The organism is Acidothermus cellulolyticus 11B (assembly GCF_000015025.1).
In the GTDB taxonomy this organism is placed as follows: Bacteria; Actinomycetota; Actinomycetes; order Acidothermales; family Acidothermaceae; genus Acidothermus; species Acidothermus cellulolyticus.
The window spans coordinates 2034708-2052577 of sequence record NC_008578.1 but is presented as its reverse complement, the minus strand read 5'-3'; the positions used below and the strand labels follow the sequence as shown (position 1 = coordinate 2052577).

Here is a 17870-nt window from a genome sequence, read left to right as displayed (position 1 = left end):
GTCCCTATTCCCTCACGAGCGATGCCAACGTGCAAGGTATTCGTGGATCTGTTCCCGCATGAAGATGCTGGATTCGCGGGCGCGTTCCTCCCACGAGAAAACGCAGACGGTCATGATTCCGTCGAAGCCGAGGCGGTTGAGCTCGGCGAAGAAGGTGTCCCAATCCACCTCGCCCTGGCCGATATCCAGGTGCTGGTGCACTCGAGCGGGCGATCCGGGAGGGTTGATGATGTACCGGAGACCGGATGATGCGCGGTGATCGAAGGAGTCCGCCACGTGCACGTGCGTGAGGAGCGAACCGGCGTACCGCATGATTCCTGCAATGTCGCCACCCATGTGGAAGGTGTGCGGTGCGCAGTACAGAAAGGAGACGAGCGGGTGGTTAATGCCCCGGATGATGTCGATCGCCCGCCGTCCGTCCTCCACGAAGTCATCCGGATGGGGCTCGATACGGAGTTGAATACCTTCCCGCTCAAAGACGGGCAGCAGCTCCTCCATCGAGCGCCAGAACTGAGCCTCGCTGCGCTCGGGCTCCTCCGGACGCCCGTTAAATTCGGAATTCATCACTCGGCATTCCAGCTCGACGGCTATCTCGATGGCACGGCGCCAGTAGCGGACGGCTGCCGCGCGCTGGTCCTCACTCGGGCCGGACCAGCGGTAGAGCGGGAGAATAGACGCCAGCCGTACGCCGGCGGACGCCAGGGCCTTGCGGAAACGCTTGATGGCGTCACGGTCTGCACGCGGGTGAACAAAGAACGGGAGGAAGTCGTCCCGCGGCGAAAGTTCGATGGCGTCATAGCCGAGATCGGCCACTATGCCCGGAAGGTCGGTCAGACTAACGGACCGAAACATGTACGGATCGAGCGCAATCTGCATCGCGTGCCCTCCTCCTACGGCTCGCGGTAGAGGGTCGGAACATCCCCAGGGAAAGCGGCAACCGCGGTGTCTGACCGAAGGGACTCGGCGGCAGCGTCAGTCGCCAAGGTAGCCGCGTAGCCGTCCCACGCCGACGGTCCCGACACGCGACCCTGCGAAACGTCACGCACCCACTCCGACAACTCAGCGTCGTACGCCGCCGCGAACCGGGTCTTCCAGTGCTGTGCGACCGGTCGACGTTCTTCTCCCGAAATACGGCGGACGATGGGTTGCTCCGAGGCAAGCGCAACGGTGCCGTTCTCGCCGACAATTTCCGCCCGAATGTGATAGCCGTAGCCGATATTCAGGGATAGCTCGACGTCGACAACGACGTCCGTGGCCATGCGGACGAGGACGAGCAGAGGGTCGTGAAGATCCGGGCCAGCCTTCGCGTTGCGTCGCCCGGCAACGGCTCGTACCTCCCGAATTTCGGTGTCGAACAGCCAGCGCACCAGGTCCATTTCGTGCACGAGTGAGTCCGCGATGGCATCCGTCGTCCGCAGTGTGCTGGGCACGGCGGGATTCCGGTGCGCGAGATGCGCGAGCAGGGGATGGCCGATCGCGCCGGAGCGAAGCTCGGCCTTGAGACCCAAGTACGCCGGATCGAAGCGGCGCATGAAACCGACGCGCACAAAACGGCGGCCGTGCGCCTTCTCCGCCTCGACGATCCGGAGACATCCCGCGGCAGTCGTCGCCAGGGGTTTCTCACAGAAAACCGGCTTCCGGGCGGCGATGGCCGCGAGAACATACGCTTCGTGCGTGGGGGCGGCTGATGCAACGACGACCGCGTCAACATCTGGATCCCCGATCAGCGAATTGCCGTCGGGTATGACGCGGGCATCCCGGAAACGTGTCGCGACCGTTTTGGCTCGGCTTGGATCGACGTCATGGACCGCGACGACGTCCGCCCCGCGGATCACCGTGCTGAGCCGGCGTGCGTGATCCTCACCGATGGCGCCCGCACCGATGAGGCCGATCCGAACGCTCCTGTCAGTCGCCATCGGATGCGGTCCGATCACTCGATTCCCGAGCGAGAAGATCGCGGGCTTCTTCGTCAAAGACCTTTGCCGCTCGGGCTCCGGCTGACCCTACCTGCTCCAGTTCGTGACTGAGTTCCTCCAGTTCACGGCCACCGGCCATGAGACCGATCAGCTCGGTGCGATCGATCTCGCCGCGTCGGTAATATCCGAGGGTGCGTCCCCGGTTGAGCAAGAGAAATCGATCGCCGACGGGGTAGGCGTGGTGCGGGTTGTGCGTGATAAAGATGACGCCGACGCCACGCTCCTTGGCCTGCACGATGTAGCGCAGGACCATACCGGCTTGCTTGACTCCGAGTGCTGCGGTCGGTTCGTCCAGGATGAGGACTTTCGCACCTCGATACACAGCCCGGGCAATTGCGACGCTCTGCCGTTCGCCGCCGGAGAGGGTGCCGATCGGCTGGTCGACATCACGGAGATCGATGCCCATCTCGTGAAGAACGCTCTTGGTGGTCTCGCGCATGAAGCGGATGTCCATGCCGAGGCCCTTGCGCACCTCGTTTCCCAGGAAGAAGTTGCGCCAGACCGGCATCAGCGGAACCACCGCCAGGTCCTGGTATACCGTCGCAATGCCACGCTCGAGGGCCTCTCGGGGCGAAGAGAATTCGACCTGCTCGCCTTCGACCTCGAAGGTTCCCTCGTCCGGCCGGTGAACGCCCGAAACGATTTTGATGAGCGTCGTCTTTCCGGCGCCATTGTCGCCGAGGACGCAGGTGACCTCGCCGGCGTTGACCTCGAGATCGACACCGTGCAGCGCCACGATGCTCCCGTAACGCTTGCCAACGGCGGTAAGTTTCACCAAAGGCGTTCGCGTGCTCGTCGCAGTCATCGTCGTCATTGGTTGGCCTCCTCGCTCCGGCCTCGGATCCAGTTGTTCAGCAGAATCGCCGCAAGAAGGATCGCACCGAGAAAGAACTTGAACCAGTCCGGATTCCACCCGGCGTACACGATGCCTTGGTTCGTCATGCCAAAGATCAGTGCGCCGATCGCAGCTCCCACCACCGAACCGTAGCCGCCGGTGAGCAAGCAGCTACCGACAACCGCGGAGATGATGTACACGAATTCATTGCCGATACCGTTCCCCGACTGGATCGTGTTGTAGTTGAAGAGCAGGTGCATGCCGGTAAACCAGGTCAGGAAACTCACCGCCATGAAGAGCCCGACCTTCACCTGCTTGACCGGCACACCCACCGCCCGAGCGCTGGTGGCGGAACCGCCGACAGCGAAGATCCAGTTTCCGACCCGGGTACGGCGAAGTATCCAGGTGCCCACGAGCACGAAGCCGATCCACCAGAAAAGCGTCACTTTCAGTGCGACGCCGCCGACGGTAATGGTCGACGCGAAAACCTCATGCGCCGAGTGAAAGCCTTGCATGTTTGAGACGTCGCTCGTCGCCACATTGCCGGTGATGAGCTTCGTCACGGCTAGGTTGAGGCCCTGAATCATGAAGAACGTGCCGAGCGTCACGAGAAAGCTCGGTATTCCCGTCTTTACGACGAGATAGCCGTTGATGAAGCCGATCGCCATGGCGATGCCGAACGACACCAGAACGCCGACCCACATGTTCGTGTTGAGTTGGTAGCTGAACATTGATGCCGCGAGCGCGGCGGCGATCACTGCGACCCCCGCGGAAAGGTCGAATTCTCCGCCGATCATTAGGAGCGCCACCGCGACTGCCGGAATTCCAAACGTCGAACTGACGTAGAGCACACTGGCGAACGACGAGGCGTCTCGGAAAGCCGGGGCGAGAGCGTAAAAGAACAGGTAGACCGCGATAGCGCCGGCGAGAGCGCCGGTCTCGGGACGTCCCAGGAACCGCACGAATGCGGTCCGAGTCGACGGGACAACCCCCGGTTCGCGCTGGAGTGAAGCGGTATCAAGCGTCTGGCTCATGGGCACCTCTCAACCGTCAGTGCGGGGTGGGCGAGCGGGATGCCCACCCCGCACATGCGTTCCGTCGTTACTAGCGTGTCCCGCGTTCGGCGAACTTGGCGACCGCCGCGACGTTGCTCTTGTCCACGAAGAATGGTCCTGTCTTGACGGCTTCACCGCCACCGATGGTGTCACCGTTGGTGATGTACAACCACAGACTGTCGACCGCCTCGTACCCCTCGACGTACGGCTGCTGGTCGATCGCCCATTGGAGCTGTCCATTCTCGATTTCCGCCGGCACCTGCGTGTTGAAGTCAAACGTCGCGATCTTCGCGTTGCTTCCGGCATCCTTGACCGCCTGGATGGCGAGCTGGGCGATCGGTGCACCGAGCGTGATCACGAGGTCGATGCTGGGATCCTGCTTCAACTTCGCGGCAATGGTGGTCCGCACCGAGGGTTGATCTGCTCCGTTGACGTACAACTTCGTGTACTGTCCCTTGAACGTCTGCTGGACGCCGTTGCACCGAGATTCGAGCTGCACCTGACCCTGGGCTTGCAGCACACACAAGACGTGCTTGAAGCCTTCACTGGTCGCCCGGGCTCCCGCGGCCTGACCGGCGACGGTTTCGTCCTGGCCGAAGTACATGAGGGCGCCGGATTCCTTCCACTGGTCAATGCCGGCATTGAAGGCGACGACGGGAATACCAGCGGCAACCGCCTGCTTGATGGCTGGGATGAGCGCGGGCGGGTCCGGGATGGTCACTGCTATGCCGTCGACCTTGGCATTGACGGCGTCCTGGATGAGGACTGCTTCCTTGGTCGAATCGGGATCGTTGGAGTACTTGAGGGTGACGTTGTCCTTGGCCGCCGCCGCAAGCGCGCCTTTGCGAATGATGTCCCAGAAGGTGTCACCCGGCTGTTGGTGCGTGATCATAGCAATGGTCAGGTGGGGAGTGTTTGCCTTGCCGGCTGAGGCGGCGGCTTGTTCGGTGCTCTGCGCCGCCTTCTTTCCGCCCGTACTACTACAGGCGGCGACGACGAGCGCGAGCCCGGCCGTGAGTGCTGCCATTCTCAGGCTCTTGCCTCGTTTCATCTTCCTTCCTTCCTCTCGGTCACGGTGATCGGAAAACGTTGCGATTGAAGGCGCTACTGAAGCTCAGTGATCTGCACCGGCCGGTGTTCGGAACGCGAAACTTCACACGCTTCGGCCACGACGAATGCCGCCAGGGCGTCGTCGAGGGTGCACGGGCTGGCCTGACGACCGGCGGCGACGTCAAGAAATGCCAGGAGCTCCTCGCGATACGCGGCGGCGAACCTGCTCATGAAGTCGCGGTGCGGCGTTGCACGAGGCCAATCAACACTCGGTTCGACGGACCGCAATGGTGCGTGGTCATCGAGCCCCACCACGACGCTCCGTTGCGAGCCCAATATTTCAAGCCGAACGTCGTAACCCGCACCGTTATAGCGGGACGCCGTTACCGTACCGAGTGTTCCGTCGTCCAGGCGGACCACGGCGAGACCCGTCGAGACGTCGCCCGCCGCGGCGAAGAACTCGGCGCCGCGGTCCGACCCGACGGCAAAGACTTCGGCAATGTCGCGCCCGGTGAGCCAGCGGATGATGTCGAAGTCGTGCACGCTGCAGTCACGAAAAATTCCACCGGATCCGGCGATGAATTCCGCCGACGGTGGCGTCGCATCGCACGTGGTGGCCCGCAGGGTGTGGATCCAGCCCAACGCCCCGTCGCAAACCAGCCGGCGCGCCGCGCGATAACCGGGGTCGAACCGCCGGTGGAAGCCAATCTGCACCCGTTCCGCCCGATCGCCCACTTTGGCGATGAGATCACGTGTCTCGGCCAGGGTCGGCGCCGCGGGTTTTTCGCAGAACACGGCGAATCCTGCATCGACGCCGCGACAGATGAGATCCGGATGAGCGGCGGTCGGCGCCGCGATGACCACACCGTCCAGCTCCTCGCTGAAGAGGGCGTCCACGTCGTCGACCGCGCGTGCACCGATCTCGGAGGCGAGGTGCCGGGCGCGCTCGGCGTCCGCGTCCGCGATGACAAGCTCAGTGACGGCAGGGCGCAGAGCCCGTGCGTGATGGGCGCCGATCCGCCCGACACCGACCACACCAATCCGCACTGGAGCGTCGTCCTCCTCGGTCGCACTGCAGCCGTGCGCGTGATACCGGAAGGATGGCGCAGGCACGATGCCATGTCAAGACTTTGTAATAACATCTTTATGTAACGACGTGTGTGTGCGTTCGCTATGTCACGATCCGGGTGCCGCTTCGGCAACGAGAGGCGCCGCTTCGGCAACGAGAGGCGCCGCTTCGGCAACGAGGCCCGTGCGCCTCGTGCTCCTCGACATCTGCGGTCATTCCACCCACACGGATGCTGCGCCGGCCGTGTAGCGCGCAGCGACGCCGCGTGGGCCTTGGCATACGAGCCCCCTGTCTCCTTGGACGGGCCTGCGCGATGCGCCTATTGCCTTTCGACGAGGGTGATCTCGAACGTATAGCTGTCGGAGCGGTAGACGTGCGAGCCATATTCCACGGCGCGTCCGGTGTCGTCGTATGCCACTCGGGCCATGGTGAGAAGGGGCGCTCCGCGGCGAGTGCGGAGGAGTCGGGCCTCCTCGCTTGTCGCCGCCTTCGCACCGATGCGTTGCGACGCGACACAAATGCGGATTCCGGCCTTGCGCAGGCGGTCGTACAGTCCGGCGCGTTCCAAATCCGACCGCTCAAGAGAGACGAGGTGGGCCGGCAGCCAATTGTGCATGATGGCGAGCGGCTCGTCCCGCGCGTAGCGGACCCGCTCGACGTAGATCACCTGGCTCCGCGGCTCAATGCCGAGGTGGACCGCCACCTCATCCGCCGCGGGAATCGTCTCAAGGGCGAGCACATCCGTGCGCGGCTTCTGGTTGCTCTTCAGGAGATCGTCATAAAGGCTGGTGAGCTCGACAGGCCGCTTGACCTTTCCGTGGACGACCTGGGTGCCGACACCGCGTTTGCGGACCAGCAGGCCCTTGCGGACGAGTTCCTGAATCGCCCGGCGCATGGTCGGTCGTGACAGTCCCAGCCGGTCGGCGAGTTCGATCTCGTTGTCGAGCTTGGTTCCCGGAGCGAGCTCACCCCGCTCGATCGCCTGCTCGATCTGCTGGGCGATCTGGTAATACAGCGGCACCGGACTCGACCGGTCCAGAGTGAGCGAGAGGTCGGTCACGGTACTCCCATCCTGTGGTCGGTTCGGTTGCCGCGTAGTCTATCGTGAATCACTGCCCTAACACAGTGACAACAATACGTCAGAATGTCTTTACAAAATCTTGACATCGCATCTCCTGCATGCGACGCTACTGTTGACGTCCGCCGAGCGGGTTTCCAGAGGACATGGGTCTCAGCATGAGCGCGATGATCAGCGACACCTCCAATCGGGAGCCTTTCGACATTCTCACGATGGGGCGTGTCGGAGTTGACGTTTATCCACTGCAGCCGGGCGTGTCGCTCCGGCATGTCACCGCGTTCGGCAAATACCTCGGCGGGTCTGCGACCAACGTTGCGGTCGCCGCGGCTCGTCTTGGCCGGCGCAGCGCCGTCATTACCAAGACCGGTCGGGACCCATTCGGCGAGTTCATCCACGATGCGCTGCGCGCCTTTGGCGTCGACGATCGGTGGGTAGGTTCCGTCTCCCACCTGCCCACGCCGGTCACCTTCTGCGAAATATTTCCGCCCGATGACTTTCCCCTCTATTTCTATCGGCACCCGAAAGCGCCCGACCTCGAGTTGACGATCGACGACGTGGACGTCGCCGCCGTCAAGGACGCGCGGGTGTTCTGGGTGACCGTGACCGGCCTGAGTCAAGAACCGAGCCGGACGGCGACGCTCCACGCATTGCGACAGCGGGGCCGTCGAGATATCACCGTGCTCGACCTGGATTACCGACCCATGTTCTGGCCGTCGCGGGAATACGCCCGTCGCTGGGTCGAGGAGGCGCTCAGCATGGCGACCGTCGCGGTCGGGAATCTCGATGAATGCCTGACTGCTGTTGGGACAGCAGAACCGTTGGCGGCAGCGGAAGCCCTTCGGCGGGCGGGGGTGCGCCTCGCCGTCGTCAAGCAAGGCCCGAAGGGGGTGCTCGGGCTCGCCGACGACGGACCAGTCGTCGTACCACCGATAGACATCGATGTCGTCAATGGCATTGGTGCCGGCGATGCCTTTGGCGGCGCCCTCTGCCATGGCCTGCTTGCTGGTTGGCCGCTGGATCGGGTGCTCCGATTCGCCAACGCCGCAGGTGCGATCGTCGCCGGCCGGCTCGCGTGCGCCGATGCGATGCCGACCCAGGACGAGATCGAGCAGCTGCTCACAGCGCGATCCGACGGTCAATCCTCGCGGCGATCAGGGGGCGAGGCTTCGGTTGAACAGGAGAAAGCTGATGCGTGAGGAGATTTCTCGGCGCATCCTTGCTGTACGGTCCCAGGAGCCTGAGCGCATCGCCCGGCTGGCCGCGACGCGTCGCCGGGCGGACACCCTTTTCGGTCCGCATGGCCGGATGATGATTATCGCCGCGGATCACCCCGCTCGTGGTTCGTTCCGGGCGGGGAATCGTGATCAGGCCATGGCGGACCGCCTCGACCTCCTCGACCGCCTCTGCACGGCGCTCGCTCGCCCCGGGGTCAACGGTGTGCTGGCAACGCCGGACATCGTCGAGGACCTCCTTATTTTGGGCGCGCTGGACGGGAAAGTGGTCATCGGCTCGATGAACCGCGGCGGCATCGCCGGGGCGAGCTTTGAAATTGACGATCGCTTCACGGCGTACACGGCAGAGGCGATCGCCGCTGCTGGTTTTGACGGCGGCAAGATGCTGCTGCGTATCGACCCTGATGATCCGGCCACTGCGCGGGCATTGGAATCATGCGGACGGGCCGTGACGGAGCTCGCCGAACGACGGCTGCTTGCCATGGTTGAGCCGTTCATCGCACACCGGGTCGACGGGAGGGTTCGCAATGAACTCACGCCCGACGCGATGGTGCGTGCGGTGGCCATCGCCTCCGGCCTTGGCGTGACCTCGGCCTACACCTGGCTAAAGATTCCGATTGTTCCCGACCTTGAGCGGGTGTTGGCCGCCACGACGTTGCCGACCCTGATTCTGGGCGGTGAGGTCTCCGACGACCACGACGCGATGTTCACCCGATGGGCGAAGGCGTTGGCGTTGCCGACCGTCCGCGGGCTCGTCATCGGCCGGGCGCTGCTCTACCCGCCGGACGACGATGTTGCGGCTGCGGTCGACACTGCGGTGAGCTTGCTGTGACGACCGGACGAAGGGCGGAACAGTGGTGACGGACCAGCCGTGGATCGTTCGTGGACGGCGGCAGGGTGTGATCGACGTGGCGGTCACCCCCGAGAGCGCGGGATGGCGATATTCGGGTCTCCGCGTCGTTTCCCTCGCAGCAGGCGCCGAATTCATGACTGAGTTGCCCGGGATGGAAGGGCTCGTACTCCCGCTCGCCGGTGGGGCGACTGTCCGCGTCGAGACTGCAACCGACGGAGGTGCGGCAACGACTTTCGAACTCACCGGCCGACGGGACGTCTTCAGTGCCATCACGGATTTTGCCTACCTGCCGTCGGGAAGCCGCGTGACGCTCACCGCACCCGAGGGTGGGCGCATCGCCGTCGCGACCGCGAGGACTGACGCCGTGCTCCCGGCACGGTACGGCGCGGCCAGCCTCGTTGCGGTGGAAGTTCGCGGAGCCGGTGCGATGACACGGCAGGTGAACGCCTACTGCATGCCGGGGGTATTCGACGCCGCTCGGCTCCTCGTCGTCGAGGTACTGACCCCCGAAGGCAACTGGTCGTCGTACCCGCCGCACAAGCATGACGAAACGACGAGCGATGAATGCGAATTGGAAGAAATTTACTACTTCGAAGTCGCGCGTGACGGACCCGCATACCACCGGGTTTACCGTTCGCGACCGGATCGGATTATCGACGTGTGCGCGGAGGTGCGCACCGGCGATGTGGTCCTAGTGCCCTACGGCTACCACGGCCCGAGCATGGCGGCTCCCGGTTACGACCTCTACTACCTGAACGTGATGGCCGGTCCGGGGGAGCGCGCCTGGCGGGTCAGTTTCGATCCCGCCCATCGGTGGGTCATGGACACCTGGCAGCAGATCGCCCCGGATCCGCGGGTTCCGCTCGTGCCGGCCGTCGGCTCCGGCTCGTCGAGTCGAGTCCCGGATCCGCCGGCCTCCGGCAGGTCAAGGAGGGAGAATGGCTAAGACCGTTCGGCTCACCGTCGCCCAAGCACTCATCCGGTTTCTGCGCGCCCAGTACAGCGAACGCGACGGTTCCCGCCAGCGACTCATTGCCGGGTGTTTCGGCATTTTCGGTCACGGCAACGTTGCCGGAATCGGTGAAGCGCTGCTTGAGGAAGAAATCGCGAACCCGGGCCTGTTCCCGTATTACCAGGCACGCAATGAGCAGGCGATGGTGCACATCGCCGCCGAATATGCGCGGATGACGAATCGTCTCTCCACCTTGGCCTGCACGACGTCGATTGGACCGGGTGCGACCAACCTTGTGACCGGGGCGGCACTCGCCACGATCAATCGGCTTCCGGTGCTGCTGTTGCCCGGAGACATTTTTGCCACCAGGGTCGCTGATCCGGTTCTTCAGCAGCTGGAAACCCGCTGGGGTTTTGACGTCTCCGTCAACGACACGCTGCGACCCGTCTCGCGGTACTTCGATCGCATCTGGCGTCCGGAGCAGCTTCCCCGCAGCCTGCTCGCCGCGATGCAGGTGCTCACCGATCCGGCGGAAACCGGCGCGGTGACGCTCGCACTTCCGCAAGACGTTCAGGCCCAGGCTTACGACTGGCCCGTTGAACTCTTCGCCGAACGCGTCTGGCCGATACGCCGGACGCCGCCGGATCCGGCTGCGCTTCGCCGTGCCGTTGAGGCTGTCACGGCGTCGTCCCGTCCGCTCATAGTCGCCGGCGGAGGCGTCATTTATTCCGACGCGACCGACGCGCTCCGTGCTTTCGTCGATGCCACCGGCATTCCGGTCGCCGTGACGCAAGCCGGAAAGCCGGCTATCCGTTACGACCATCCCCTGTGCCTTGGGGCAATCGGCTCGACCGGAACGCCTGCTGCCAATGCGATGGCGTCGACCGCGGATCTCGTGCTCGGGATCGGCACCCGGTTTGGCGATTTCACCACCGCGTCCTCGACCATCTTCGGCGCGCCGGACGTCCGCTTCGTCCACCTCAATATCACGCCATCGGACGCCGCGAAGCTTGCCGCGTTACCGGTCGTCGCCGATGCCCGGGCCGGCCTCGACGCGTTGCGTGAGGCGCTTGCCGGTTGGCGGGTGCCCGAGGAATACAGCGCCGAAGCGCGCCGGCAGGCCGACGCATGGCGGGCAACGGTCTTTGACGTGTATCGGCAACGCAGTTCCGGGCTGCCCCGGCAGAGTGAGGTCATTGGTGCCGTCGGTGAGGCTGCTGGTGAGACAGGCACGGTGATTTGTGCCGCAGGGTCTCTGCCGGGCGACCTTCATAAGCTGTGGCGGGCCAGGGATCCCCGCAGCTATCACGTGGAGTACGGCTACTCCTGCATGGGCTTTGAGATTCCGGCCGGCATCGGGGCGAAATTGGCGTGCCCGGACCGGGAGATTTTCGTAATGGTTGGTGACGGCTCCTATCTCATGCTTCCCGGTGAGCTGGTCACCGCGGTGCAGGAGCAGATCAAAATCATCGTTGTTCTTCTGGACAACCACGGTTTTGCATCGATCGGCTCGTTGTCCGAAAGCGTGGGGGGTCAACGCTTCGGCACGAATTATCGCTACCGCAGCCGTCTCACCGGCCGGCTGGACGGTGACATCCTGCCGATCGATTTCACCGCGAATGCCGCCAGTCTCGGCATGGTGGCCTGGCGGGCGGAGACGGTCGACGAACTCCGCGGGCTCCTCGAGAAAGCGAAAGCCGAGACACGTCCGGTGCTCATCTGCATCGAGACCGATCCGACGCCCTCCGCGCCCGACAGCGAGGCGTGGTGGGACGTGCCGGTCGCCGAGGTCTCGGACCTGGAGTCCACGCGTGCCGCCTACGCCGAATACCAAGCGGCAAAGGCCCGGCAGCGCCCATACCTGTGAAAGCCCGCCAGCGTCCATACCGAGGAGAGAAAAGACCGGAAGGAAGCCTCCGATGAAGCAGATCGAGCACTGGGTAGACGGTAAATCGACGACGGGCAGCGGAACGCGGACCGGGCCGGTGTTCAACCCAGCGACCGGTGAACAGACCGGTGTCGTGGTTTTCGCTGCCGCCGAAGACGTCGACGCCGCCGTCAGGTCGGCAACAGCGGCATTCGAGCAGTGGTCGCAAACCTCCCTCGCCGCCCGCACAAAAATCCTCTTCGAATTCCGGCGTCTGGTGGCCGACCACATGGATGAGCTTGCCCGCATTATTTGCGAGGAGCACGGCAAAGTCCTGGCGGACGCCCGCGGTGAAGTCCAACGGGGGCTGGAGGTCGTCGAACTCGCCTGCGGAATCCCGACCCTGCTCAAGGGTGACTATTCCGATCAGGTCTCGACCGGTGTCGATGCCTTCTCGTTCCGCCAGCCGCTGGGCGTGGTCGCCGGTATCACGCCGTTCAATTTTCCGGTGATGGTGCCGATGTGGATGCACCCGATCGCGATCGCCTGCGGAAATGCCTTCATTCTGAAGCCGAGTGAACGCGATCCCAGCGCGTCGCAAATGGTCGCCCGGCTCTGGCAGGAGGCCGGACTGCCCGACGGGGTGTTCACCGTCATCAACGGTGACCGGGAGGCGGTGGACGCCCTGCTCGACCATCCAGGGATCGCGGCGATCTCATTCGTTGGTTCGACACCGGTCGCCCGCTACGTGCATGCCCGGGCGACCGCCGCGGGCAAGCGGGTCCAGGCCCTCGGCGGGGCGAAGAATCACGCGGTGGTGTTGCCGGACGTCGACCCCGGCTACGCCGCCGAACATGTGGCCGCTGCGGCGTTCGGCTCCGCCGGCGAACGGTGCATGGCCATCTCCGTCGCGGTGGCCGTCGGCGACGGACAGGTCGTTGACGCCATAACCGAGGAGGCACGGAAAATCCGGGTCGGACCGGGGTGGGAGCCGGAGAGCCAGATGGGTCCCGTGATCACAGCTGCCGCCAAGGAGCGCATTACCGGTCTGGTCAACCGCGGTGTGGAGCAGGGCGCCCGACTTCTCGTCGACGGGCGGAGCCACGTGGTGCCCGGATACGAGAAGGGGTTCTTCCTTGGCCCGACGGTGCTCGACGAGGTCACCCCGGCGATGGACGTGTACCGCGAGGAAATCTTCGGCCCGGTGCTCTCGGTGGTCCGTGTCGGGACAATCGATGAGGCGATCCGGCTGGTGAACGCCAATCCGTACGGCAACGGCGCCGCGATTTTCACGTCCAGCGGAGCGGCGGCTCGGCGGTTCCAGCGGGAGGTCACCGCCGGGATGATCGGCATCAACGTTCCCATTCCAACGCCGATGGCCTACTACTCATTCGGCGGCTGGAAAGACTCGCTCTTCGGCGAGCGCCACGTGCACGGACCGGAGGGCGTCGCGTTCTACACGCGCCTGAAGGCGGTGACCAGCAGGTGGCCCCAGGTCGAGGCGGCGCAGCAGGCGAGTTTCCACTTCCCGACGGCGACGTGACCGGTTGGCGGGCGGCGCCAGGACCGGTTGCCCGCCGGCGACGACCGCCCGCCGGGCACCTGAGGCGTCAACCGGCCGCCGCGGCCGGCAATGCCTTGATGCCAGGCTCTTCGCTCAGGCTTACCCGCGGATGACGCAGGCGGGCTGACCCGCGGATGTCTTACTCAGGCCGACTCGCGGATGACGAGCTCGGTCGGGAGGATCACGGGATCCGGCCGGGCATCGGGATCCGCCAACTGGACGAGCAGTAGCTTGGCCATGTTCTGTCCCAATTCCTCGGCAGACTGTCGGACGCTCGTCAACTGCGGATCGGTGTGGCGGGCGGCGCTGGAATCGTCGAAACCGACGAGCGCGACGTCGTCCGGCACGCGTCGTCCGGCTGCCTTCAACACCCGGAGTGCACCAGCCGCCATCAAATCGTTGGCGGCGAAAACGGCGTCAAGGTCAGGAACGCGTTCCAGCAGCTCAGCCATCGCCCGTTCGCCGCTCTCCTCGGTGAACGCTCCGGTGGCGATGAGGCTGCGCCAACGGCGGCGCAGCTCCGGTGGCAGTCCGCTGCGGAATCCGGCAAGCCGGTCAATCGCCGCGCACATTTCCATCGGCCCGGTGATGGAGACGATGGTGCGACGTCCTTGGCGGACCAGGTACTCCGTCGCTTGCCGCGCTCCACCGACGTTGTCGGCGTCAACGTACGGGATCGTGTGTCCCCGGCCGAGCGGCCGGCCGGAGAGAACCGCCGGCATCCGCCGGGCTTCCAGCATGCCGACGAGCGGGTCATCGCCGTGCAAGGACATCAGGATGACGCCGTCCGCATGGCCGTTGCGGATGTAGCGGGCGATCCGTTCGGTGTCCGGTTGCGCGGTGAGGAGCACGAACATGTAGTCGGTACCGGCCAGGACATCGGCGATGCCGCGAACGAAACCGGCCAGCACCGGGTCGGAGAACAACCGCGATTCCGGTTCGGAAATCACCAACGCGATCGTGTCCGTGCGTCGGGTGACCAGGGTGCGCGCAGCGCGGTTCGGTACATAGCCAAGTTCCTCGATCGAGCGGAGAACGGCCTCCCGCACCGCTGGAGAGACCCGCGGTGAATCGTTGACCACGCGGGAGACTGTCGCGCGCGACACCCCGGCGTGGGCCGCGACCTCCTCCAACGTTGGCGAACCGTGGCTCGGATGCCGGTACGCCGCCGGCGGCACGATCCCCCAACGCTGCAGGGCGCGGAGCAAGCCGGGACTGAGTGGATACCGGGCGACGGCGTCCAGCGGGACCCACGCAACGTCTGCGGCGTCGTCCCCGGCGACGGCCGTGGCAGGGGTGACCAGCTCGACCCGGTAATCCCGGATCCGGTATGTCGTGCCGGCCGGCCCCGGCCGGCGCACCTCCCCGAGCAGTTCCTTCACGCTGACCAGCAGGCCGGTCTCCTCCCGGAATTCGCGGACCAGGGCGGCCTGGTCGTCTTCACCCGGTTCGACCCGACCTCCGGGCACCGACCACGAACCGGCGGACGGCGGTCGTCCGCGCCGCACCAACAGGAGCTTGCCGTCGACAACGGCAATCCCGCCCACCGCGGGGATTTCCGGCATGTCCGCAGCCTACGGCGGTCGTCGTGGGCGGTGCGCATTGCCGCGAGCAATACGGTCTTGACGCAGGCAATACGGTCTTGACGCGGGCGCGGCTGATGATGGACCGTCGAAGGCATGCGTGCCGTGCCGGTTTGTCCACGCTGCGGGGCGATTGTCCGGCCCCCGAGCCCGTGGTCCAGTACGTGGACCTGCGCCGAGCACGGCAGCGTCGCGCCGTTGCATCCCGCGGGCAGACCGGGTCAGGACGCACTTGACCATCTCCGCCGCCAAGCTGCGCGCGGCCAGCTGCCCGTGTGGCTGCCGTGGCCGCTGCCCAACGGATGGTTGGTGAGCGGCTGCACGTACGCAGGGGAGGATCGCACCGGCGCGGTCGCCACCGTCGTCGCTCTCTCCGGACCTGGTCCGCTCGGCGGTGCGGCGGAGTGGTTCCTTGTCGCCGAGAGCCCAGGGGTCGGACTCGGCGCGTGGCTCGCCGGACTCCCCGGTCCCGATCCGGGGCGTGGCTTCGACGCCGGCCCTCCGCACGCCAAAGTCGAGGCTGCCGGACACCCGACGCCGCTCTGGGGAATCCCCGGTGATCCAGGGGTCGCGGCATTCGTCGGGGAGGCTCGGGCGGCCTGGCTCTGGGCGCTGCTCTGGCCGGCGTCCGCCGGAGTGCTTCTGCTCGAAGCCCACCACCTGGTGGATCTCGTCGAGCGGACCGACGGGCTCGACATCCCACACGGCGCCCTCGCCCCACACCTCGCCGCCCTTGCCCGATAACGTGGGCCGCAGATGATCGTGAGCGCGGAAGGGTGCCGCATGCGCATCGACTTGCACGTTCACTCCACCGCCTCGGACGGAACGGACCCGCCGGCGGACGTCGTCGCCGTGGCCCGCGCGGCCGGCGTCCAGGTGTTAGCGCTGACAGATCACGACACCACGGACGGGTGGGCCGAAGCGGCCGACGCGGTGCGCGCCGACGGCCCTGCGGTGCAGCTCGTTCCCGGGGTGGAAATCTCCTGCCTGGCCGGTGGGATCAGCCTCCACCTTCTCGGCTATCTCTTTGATCCGCGGTATCCGCCGCTTGCTGCCGAACTGCACAGGCTTCGCACCGATCGTGTACGCCGCGCAAAGGAAATGGTCCGCAGGTTGGGCGAACTCGGCGCACCGGTCAGTTGGTCGATGGTCGAGCGGATCGCCGGCGGGGGAGCGGTCGGCCGGCCGCACATCGCCCGGGCGTTGGCTGAGGCCGGTGTGGTGAGCGACGTCGCCGCGGCGTTCAGCACCGAGTGGATCGGCAACGGCGGCCGGGCGTACGTCGAGAAGTACTCGCTCGATCCGGTGCGGGCGATCCAGCTGGTCCATGCAGCTGGTGGTGTGGTGGTTTTCGCTCATCCGGCGGCCTCGACCCGGGGGGCTGTCGTGGCGGAGAGCTACATCGCGGAGCTCGCCGCCGCCGGCCTCGACGGACTGGAGGTCGATCACCCCGATCACGACGCCGAGACGCGGCACCGGCTCCGCAGCCTCGCCGGCGATCTCAGCCTGCTGGTGACCGGGTCGAGCGACTACCACGGCTCAGTGAAATCCGTGGCGATCGGGGCGAACACCACGGCGCCGGACGTGTTCGAGGAACTCGTGGCGCGAGCCAGCGGCACGGCGGTGATCCACCGGTGAGCTGGTTCGACGGCCGGTTCTTCGGGAGCGTCTTCGTCACGCTAGTTGTGATCATGGATCCGGTGGGTTCGATCCCGGTCTTCCTCGCCCTCACCGGCGCGACGAGCCGGCGGTCCCGCAACCGCAGCGCCGACATCGCGGTGCTCACCGCGCTCACGGTGATCGTCAGCTTCGCGCTCTTTGGCCAGCAGGTGTTGCAGTTCCTGCACATCTCGTTGCCGGCACTCCAGGTCGCCGGTGGACTGCTGCTTCTCCTTGTCGCGTTGGAATTGCTCATGGGCTGGGGCGGTCAGCCGAGCCCGGAAGAAGAAGTCAACGTCTCGATGGTGCCGCTCGGCACACCGCTCCTCGCCGGCCCGGGGGCGATCGCGGCGACGATCGTCTTTGCGCGGGGAGTGCACACCGTCGGTGCTGTGCTCGCGTTGGCGGCGGGAATTCTCGCGGTCCACCTGGTGCTCTGGGTGACCCTCCGCTTCTCTGAAGTGATCTTACGGGTGGTACGCCGGAGCGGGGTGACGCTGATCACGCGCGTGTTCGGACTCCTGCTCTCCGCTATTGCCGTTCAGCTCGCGGCGGACGGCATCCGGGCCTTCGTGACCACCCGGTGAGGCCGACGAATGGAACGACAGTACGTGCCGCCCTTCTCCCGGGTGACGCGATGAACGTGCTCTTCGTCTGCATCCAGAACGCCGGGCGTTCCCAGATGGCGGCTGCCCTCTTCGGGCGCCTCGCCGGCGAGGCACACCACGCCCGGTCCGCCGGTTCGCGGCCGGCCGAGCGCGTTCACCCCGAGGTGGTCGAGGTGATGCGGGAAATCGGCGTCGATCTGAGCGGGCGGGTTCCCCGGGCGCTCGACCACGAGGACGCCGAATGGGCCGACGTCGTCGTCACGATGGGCTGCGGCGACGCGTGCCCCTTCCTCCCGGGGAAGCGGTACATCGACTGGGATCTCGACGATCCGCATGGCCGGCCCCTGGACCGGGTTCGCGAGATCCGCGACGAGGTCGACCGGCGGGTTCGGGAGCTCATCGCCCAGCTGGACGCCGCGGGCGGCGCGGCGGGTGCTGCCGCCGGATCCTTCGGCAACCCCTGAGCAGGCCGCGGGCCTGTCCTCGACG

The 17870-nt window shown here is 65.7% G+C and carries 17 protein-coding genes; 9 read left to right on the top strand and 8 right to left on the bottom strand.

What is annotated here, in order from left to right:
- Nucleotides 1-12 precede the first annotated feature (12 nt).
- The 7 genes from ACEL_RS09355 to ACEL_RS09325 all read right to left on the bottom strand — a co-directional run bounded on the left by ACEL_RS09355 (nt 13) and on the right by ACEL_RS09325 (nt 7045).
- Nucleotides 13-876: a sugar phosphate isomerase/epimerase family protein gene (locus ACEL_RS09355; protein WP_011720645.1), complete on the bottom strand. Its 864-nt coding sequence runs from the start codon at nt 874-876 to the stop codon at nt 13-15.
- Nucleotides 877-890: 14 nt separating this feature from the next.
- A complete protein-coding gene (locus ACEL_RS09350) occupies nt 891-1916 on the bottom strand; it encodes a Gfo/Idh/MocA family oxidoreductase (RefSeq protein WP_011720644.1) in 1026 nt (341 codons plus the stop codon).
- A complete protein-coding gene (locus ACEL_RS09345; protein ID WP_011720643.1) occupies nt 1906-2790 on the bottom strand; it encodes an ATP-binding cassette domain-containing protein in 885 nt (294 codons plus the stop codon). The genes ACEL_RS09350 and ACEL_RS09345 overlap by 11 nt, the downstream gene beginning before the upstream one ends.
- Entirely contained in the window at nt 2787-3845 is a 1059-nt protein-coding gene (locus ACEL_RS09340; RefSeq protein WP_011720642.1) for an ABC transporter permease, read from the bottom strand. The genes ACEL_RS09345 and ACEL_RS09340 overlap by 4 nt, the downstream gene beginning before the upstream one ends.
- A gap of 70 nt (nt 3846-3915) precedes the next feature.
- A complete protein-coding gene (locus tag ACEL_RS09335; RefSeq protein ID WP_011720641.1) occupies nt 3916-4917 on the bottom strand; it encodes a sugar ABC transporter substrate-binding protein in 1002 nt (333 codons plus the stop codon).
- Nucleotides 4918-4970: 53 nt separating this feature from the next.
- Complete coding sequence (locus tag ACEL_RS09330; protein WP_011720640.1) at nt 4971-5963, bottom strand: Gfo/Idh/MocA family protein; 993 nt, start codon at nt 5961-5963, stop codon at nt 4971-4973.
- 341 nt (nt 5964-6304) lie between these two features.
- Entirely contained in the window at nt 6305-7045 is a 741-nt protein-coding gene (locus ACEL_RS09325; protein ID WP_011720639.1) for a GntR family transcriptional regulator, read from the bottom strand.
- 176 nt (nt 7046-7221) lie between these two features.
- Between ACEL_RS09325 and iolC the strand changes: the two genes are divergently transcribed.
- Genes iolC through ACEL_RS09300 form a run of 5 tightly spaced genes read left to right on the top strand, consistent with a single transcriptional unit; the run spans nt 7222 to nt 13510 of the window.
- Entirely contained in the window at nt 7222-8259 is a 1038-nt protein-coding gene (gene iolC, locus ACEL_RS09320; RefSeq protein WP_049751646.1) for a 5-dehydro-2-deoxygluconokinase, read from the top strand.
- On the top strand, nt 8252-9127 hold the full coding sequence (locus ACEL_RS09315) for a Cgl0159 family (beta/alpha)8-fold protein (protein ID WP_011720637.1): 876 nt from the start codon (nt 8252-8254) through the stop codon (nt 9125-9127). The genes iolC and ACEL_RS09315 overlap by 8 nt, the downstream gene beginning before the upstream one ends.
- 22 nt (nt 9128-9149) lie before the next feature.
- Complete coding sequence (gene iolB / locus ACEL_RS09310; protein ID WP_011720636.1) at nt 9150-10094, top strand: 5-deoxy-glucuronate isomerase; 945 nt, start codon at nt 9150-9152, stop codon at nt 10092-10094.
- Complete coding sequence (gene iolD / locus ACEL_RS09305; protein ID WP_011720635.1) at nt 10087-11967, top strand: 3D-(3,5/4)-trihydroxycyclohexane-1,2-dione acylhydrolase (decyclizing); 1881 nt, start codon at nt 10087-10089, stop codon at nt 11965-11967. Before iolB ends, iolD begins: the two co-directional genes overlap by 8 nt.
- Before the next feature lie 52 nt (nt 11968-12019).
- Nucleotides 12020-13510 (top strand): CoA-acylating methylmalonate-semialdehyde dehydrogenase, encoded by a 1491-nt coding sequence (locus tag ACEL_RS09300; RefSeq protein WP_011720634.1) that lies wholly within the window; start codon nt 12020-12022, stop codon nt 13508-13510.
- A gap of 164 nt (nt 13511-13674) precedes the next feature.
- Here the strand turns inward: ACEL_RS09300 and ACEL_RS09295 are convergent, their stop codons facing one another.
- Nucleotides 13675-15096, bottom strand: coding sequence for a substrate-binding domain-containing protein (locus tag ACEL_RS09295; RefSeq protein WP_011720633.1), 1422 nt, complete (start codon nt 15094-15096; stop codon nt 13675-13677).
- 114 nt (nt 15097-15210) lie between these two features.
- Between ACEL_RS09295 and ACEL_RS09285 the strand changes: the two genes are divergently transcribed.
- Genes ACEL_RS09285 through ACEL_RS09270 form a run of 4 tightly spaced genes read left to right on the top strand, consistent with a single transcriptional unit; the run spans nt 15211 to nt 17845 of the window.
- A complete protein-coding gene (locus tag ACEL_RS09285) occupies nt 15211-15858 on the top strand; it encodes a DUF6758 family protein (RefSeq protein ID WP_011720632.1) in 648 nt (215 codons plus the stop codon).
- 39 nt (nt 15859-15897) lie between these two features.
- Nucleotides 15898-16752 (top strand): PHP domain-containing protein, encoded by an 855-nt coding sequence (locus ACEL_RS09280; RefSeq protein ID WP_011720631.1) that lies wholly within the window; start codon nt 15898-15900, stop codon nt 16750-16752.
- Nucleotides 16749-17360: a MarC family protein gene (locus tag ACEL_RS09275; RefSeq protein ID WP_011720630.1), complete on the top strand. Its 612-nt coding sequence runs from the start codon at nt 16749-16751 to the stop codon at nt 17358-17360. Before ACEL_RS09280 ends, ACEL_RS09275 begins: the two co-directional genes overlap by 4 nt.
- 50 nt (nt 17361-17410) lie before the next feature.
- On the top strand, nt 17411-17845 hold the full coding sequence (locus ACEL_RS09270) for an arsenate-mycothiol transferase ArsC (protein ID WP_011720629.1): 435 nt from the start codon (nt 17411-17413) through the stop codon (nt 17843-17845).
- Nucleotides 17846-17870 lie beyond the last annotated feature (25 nt).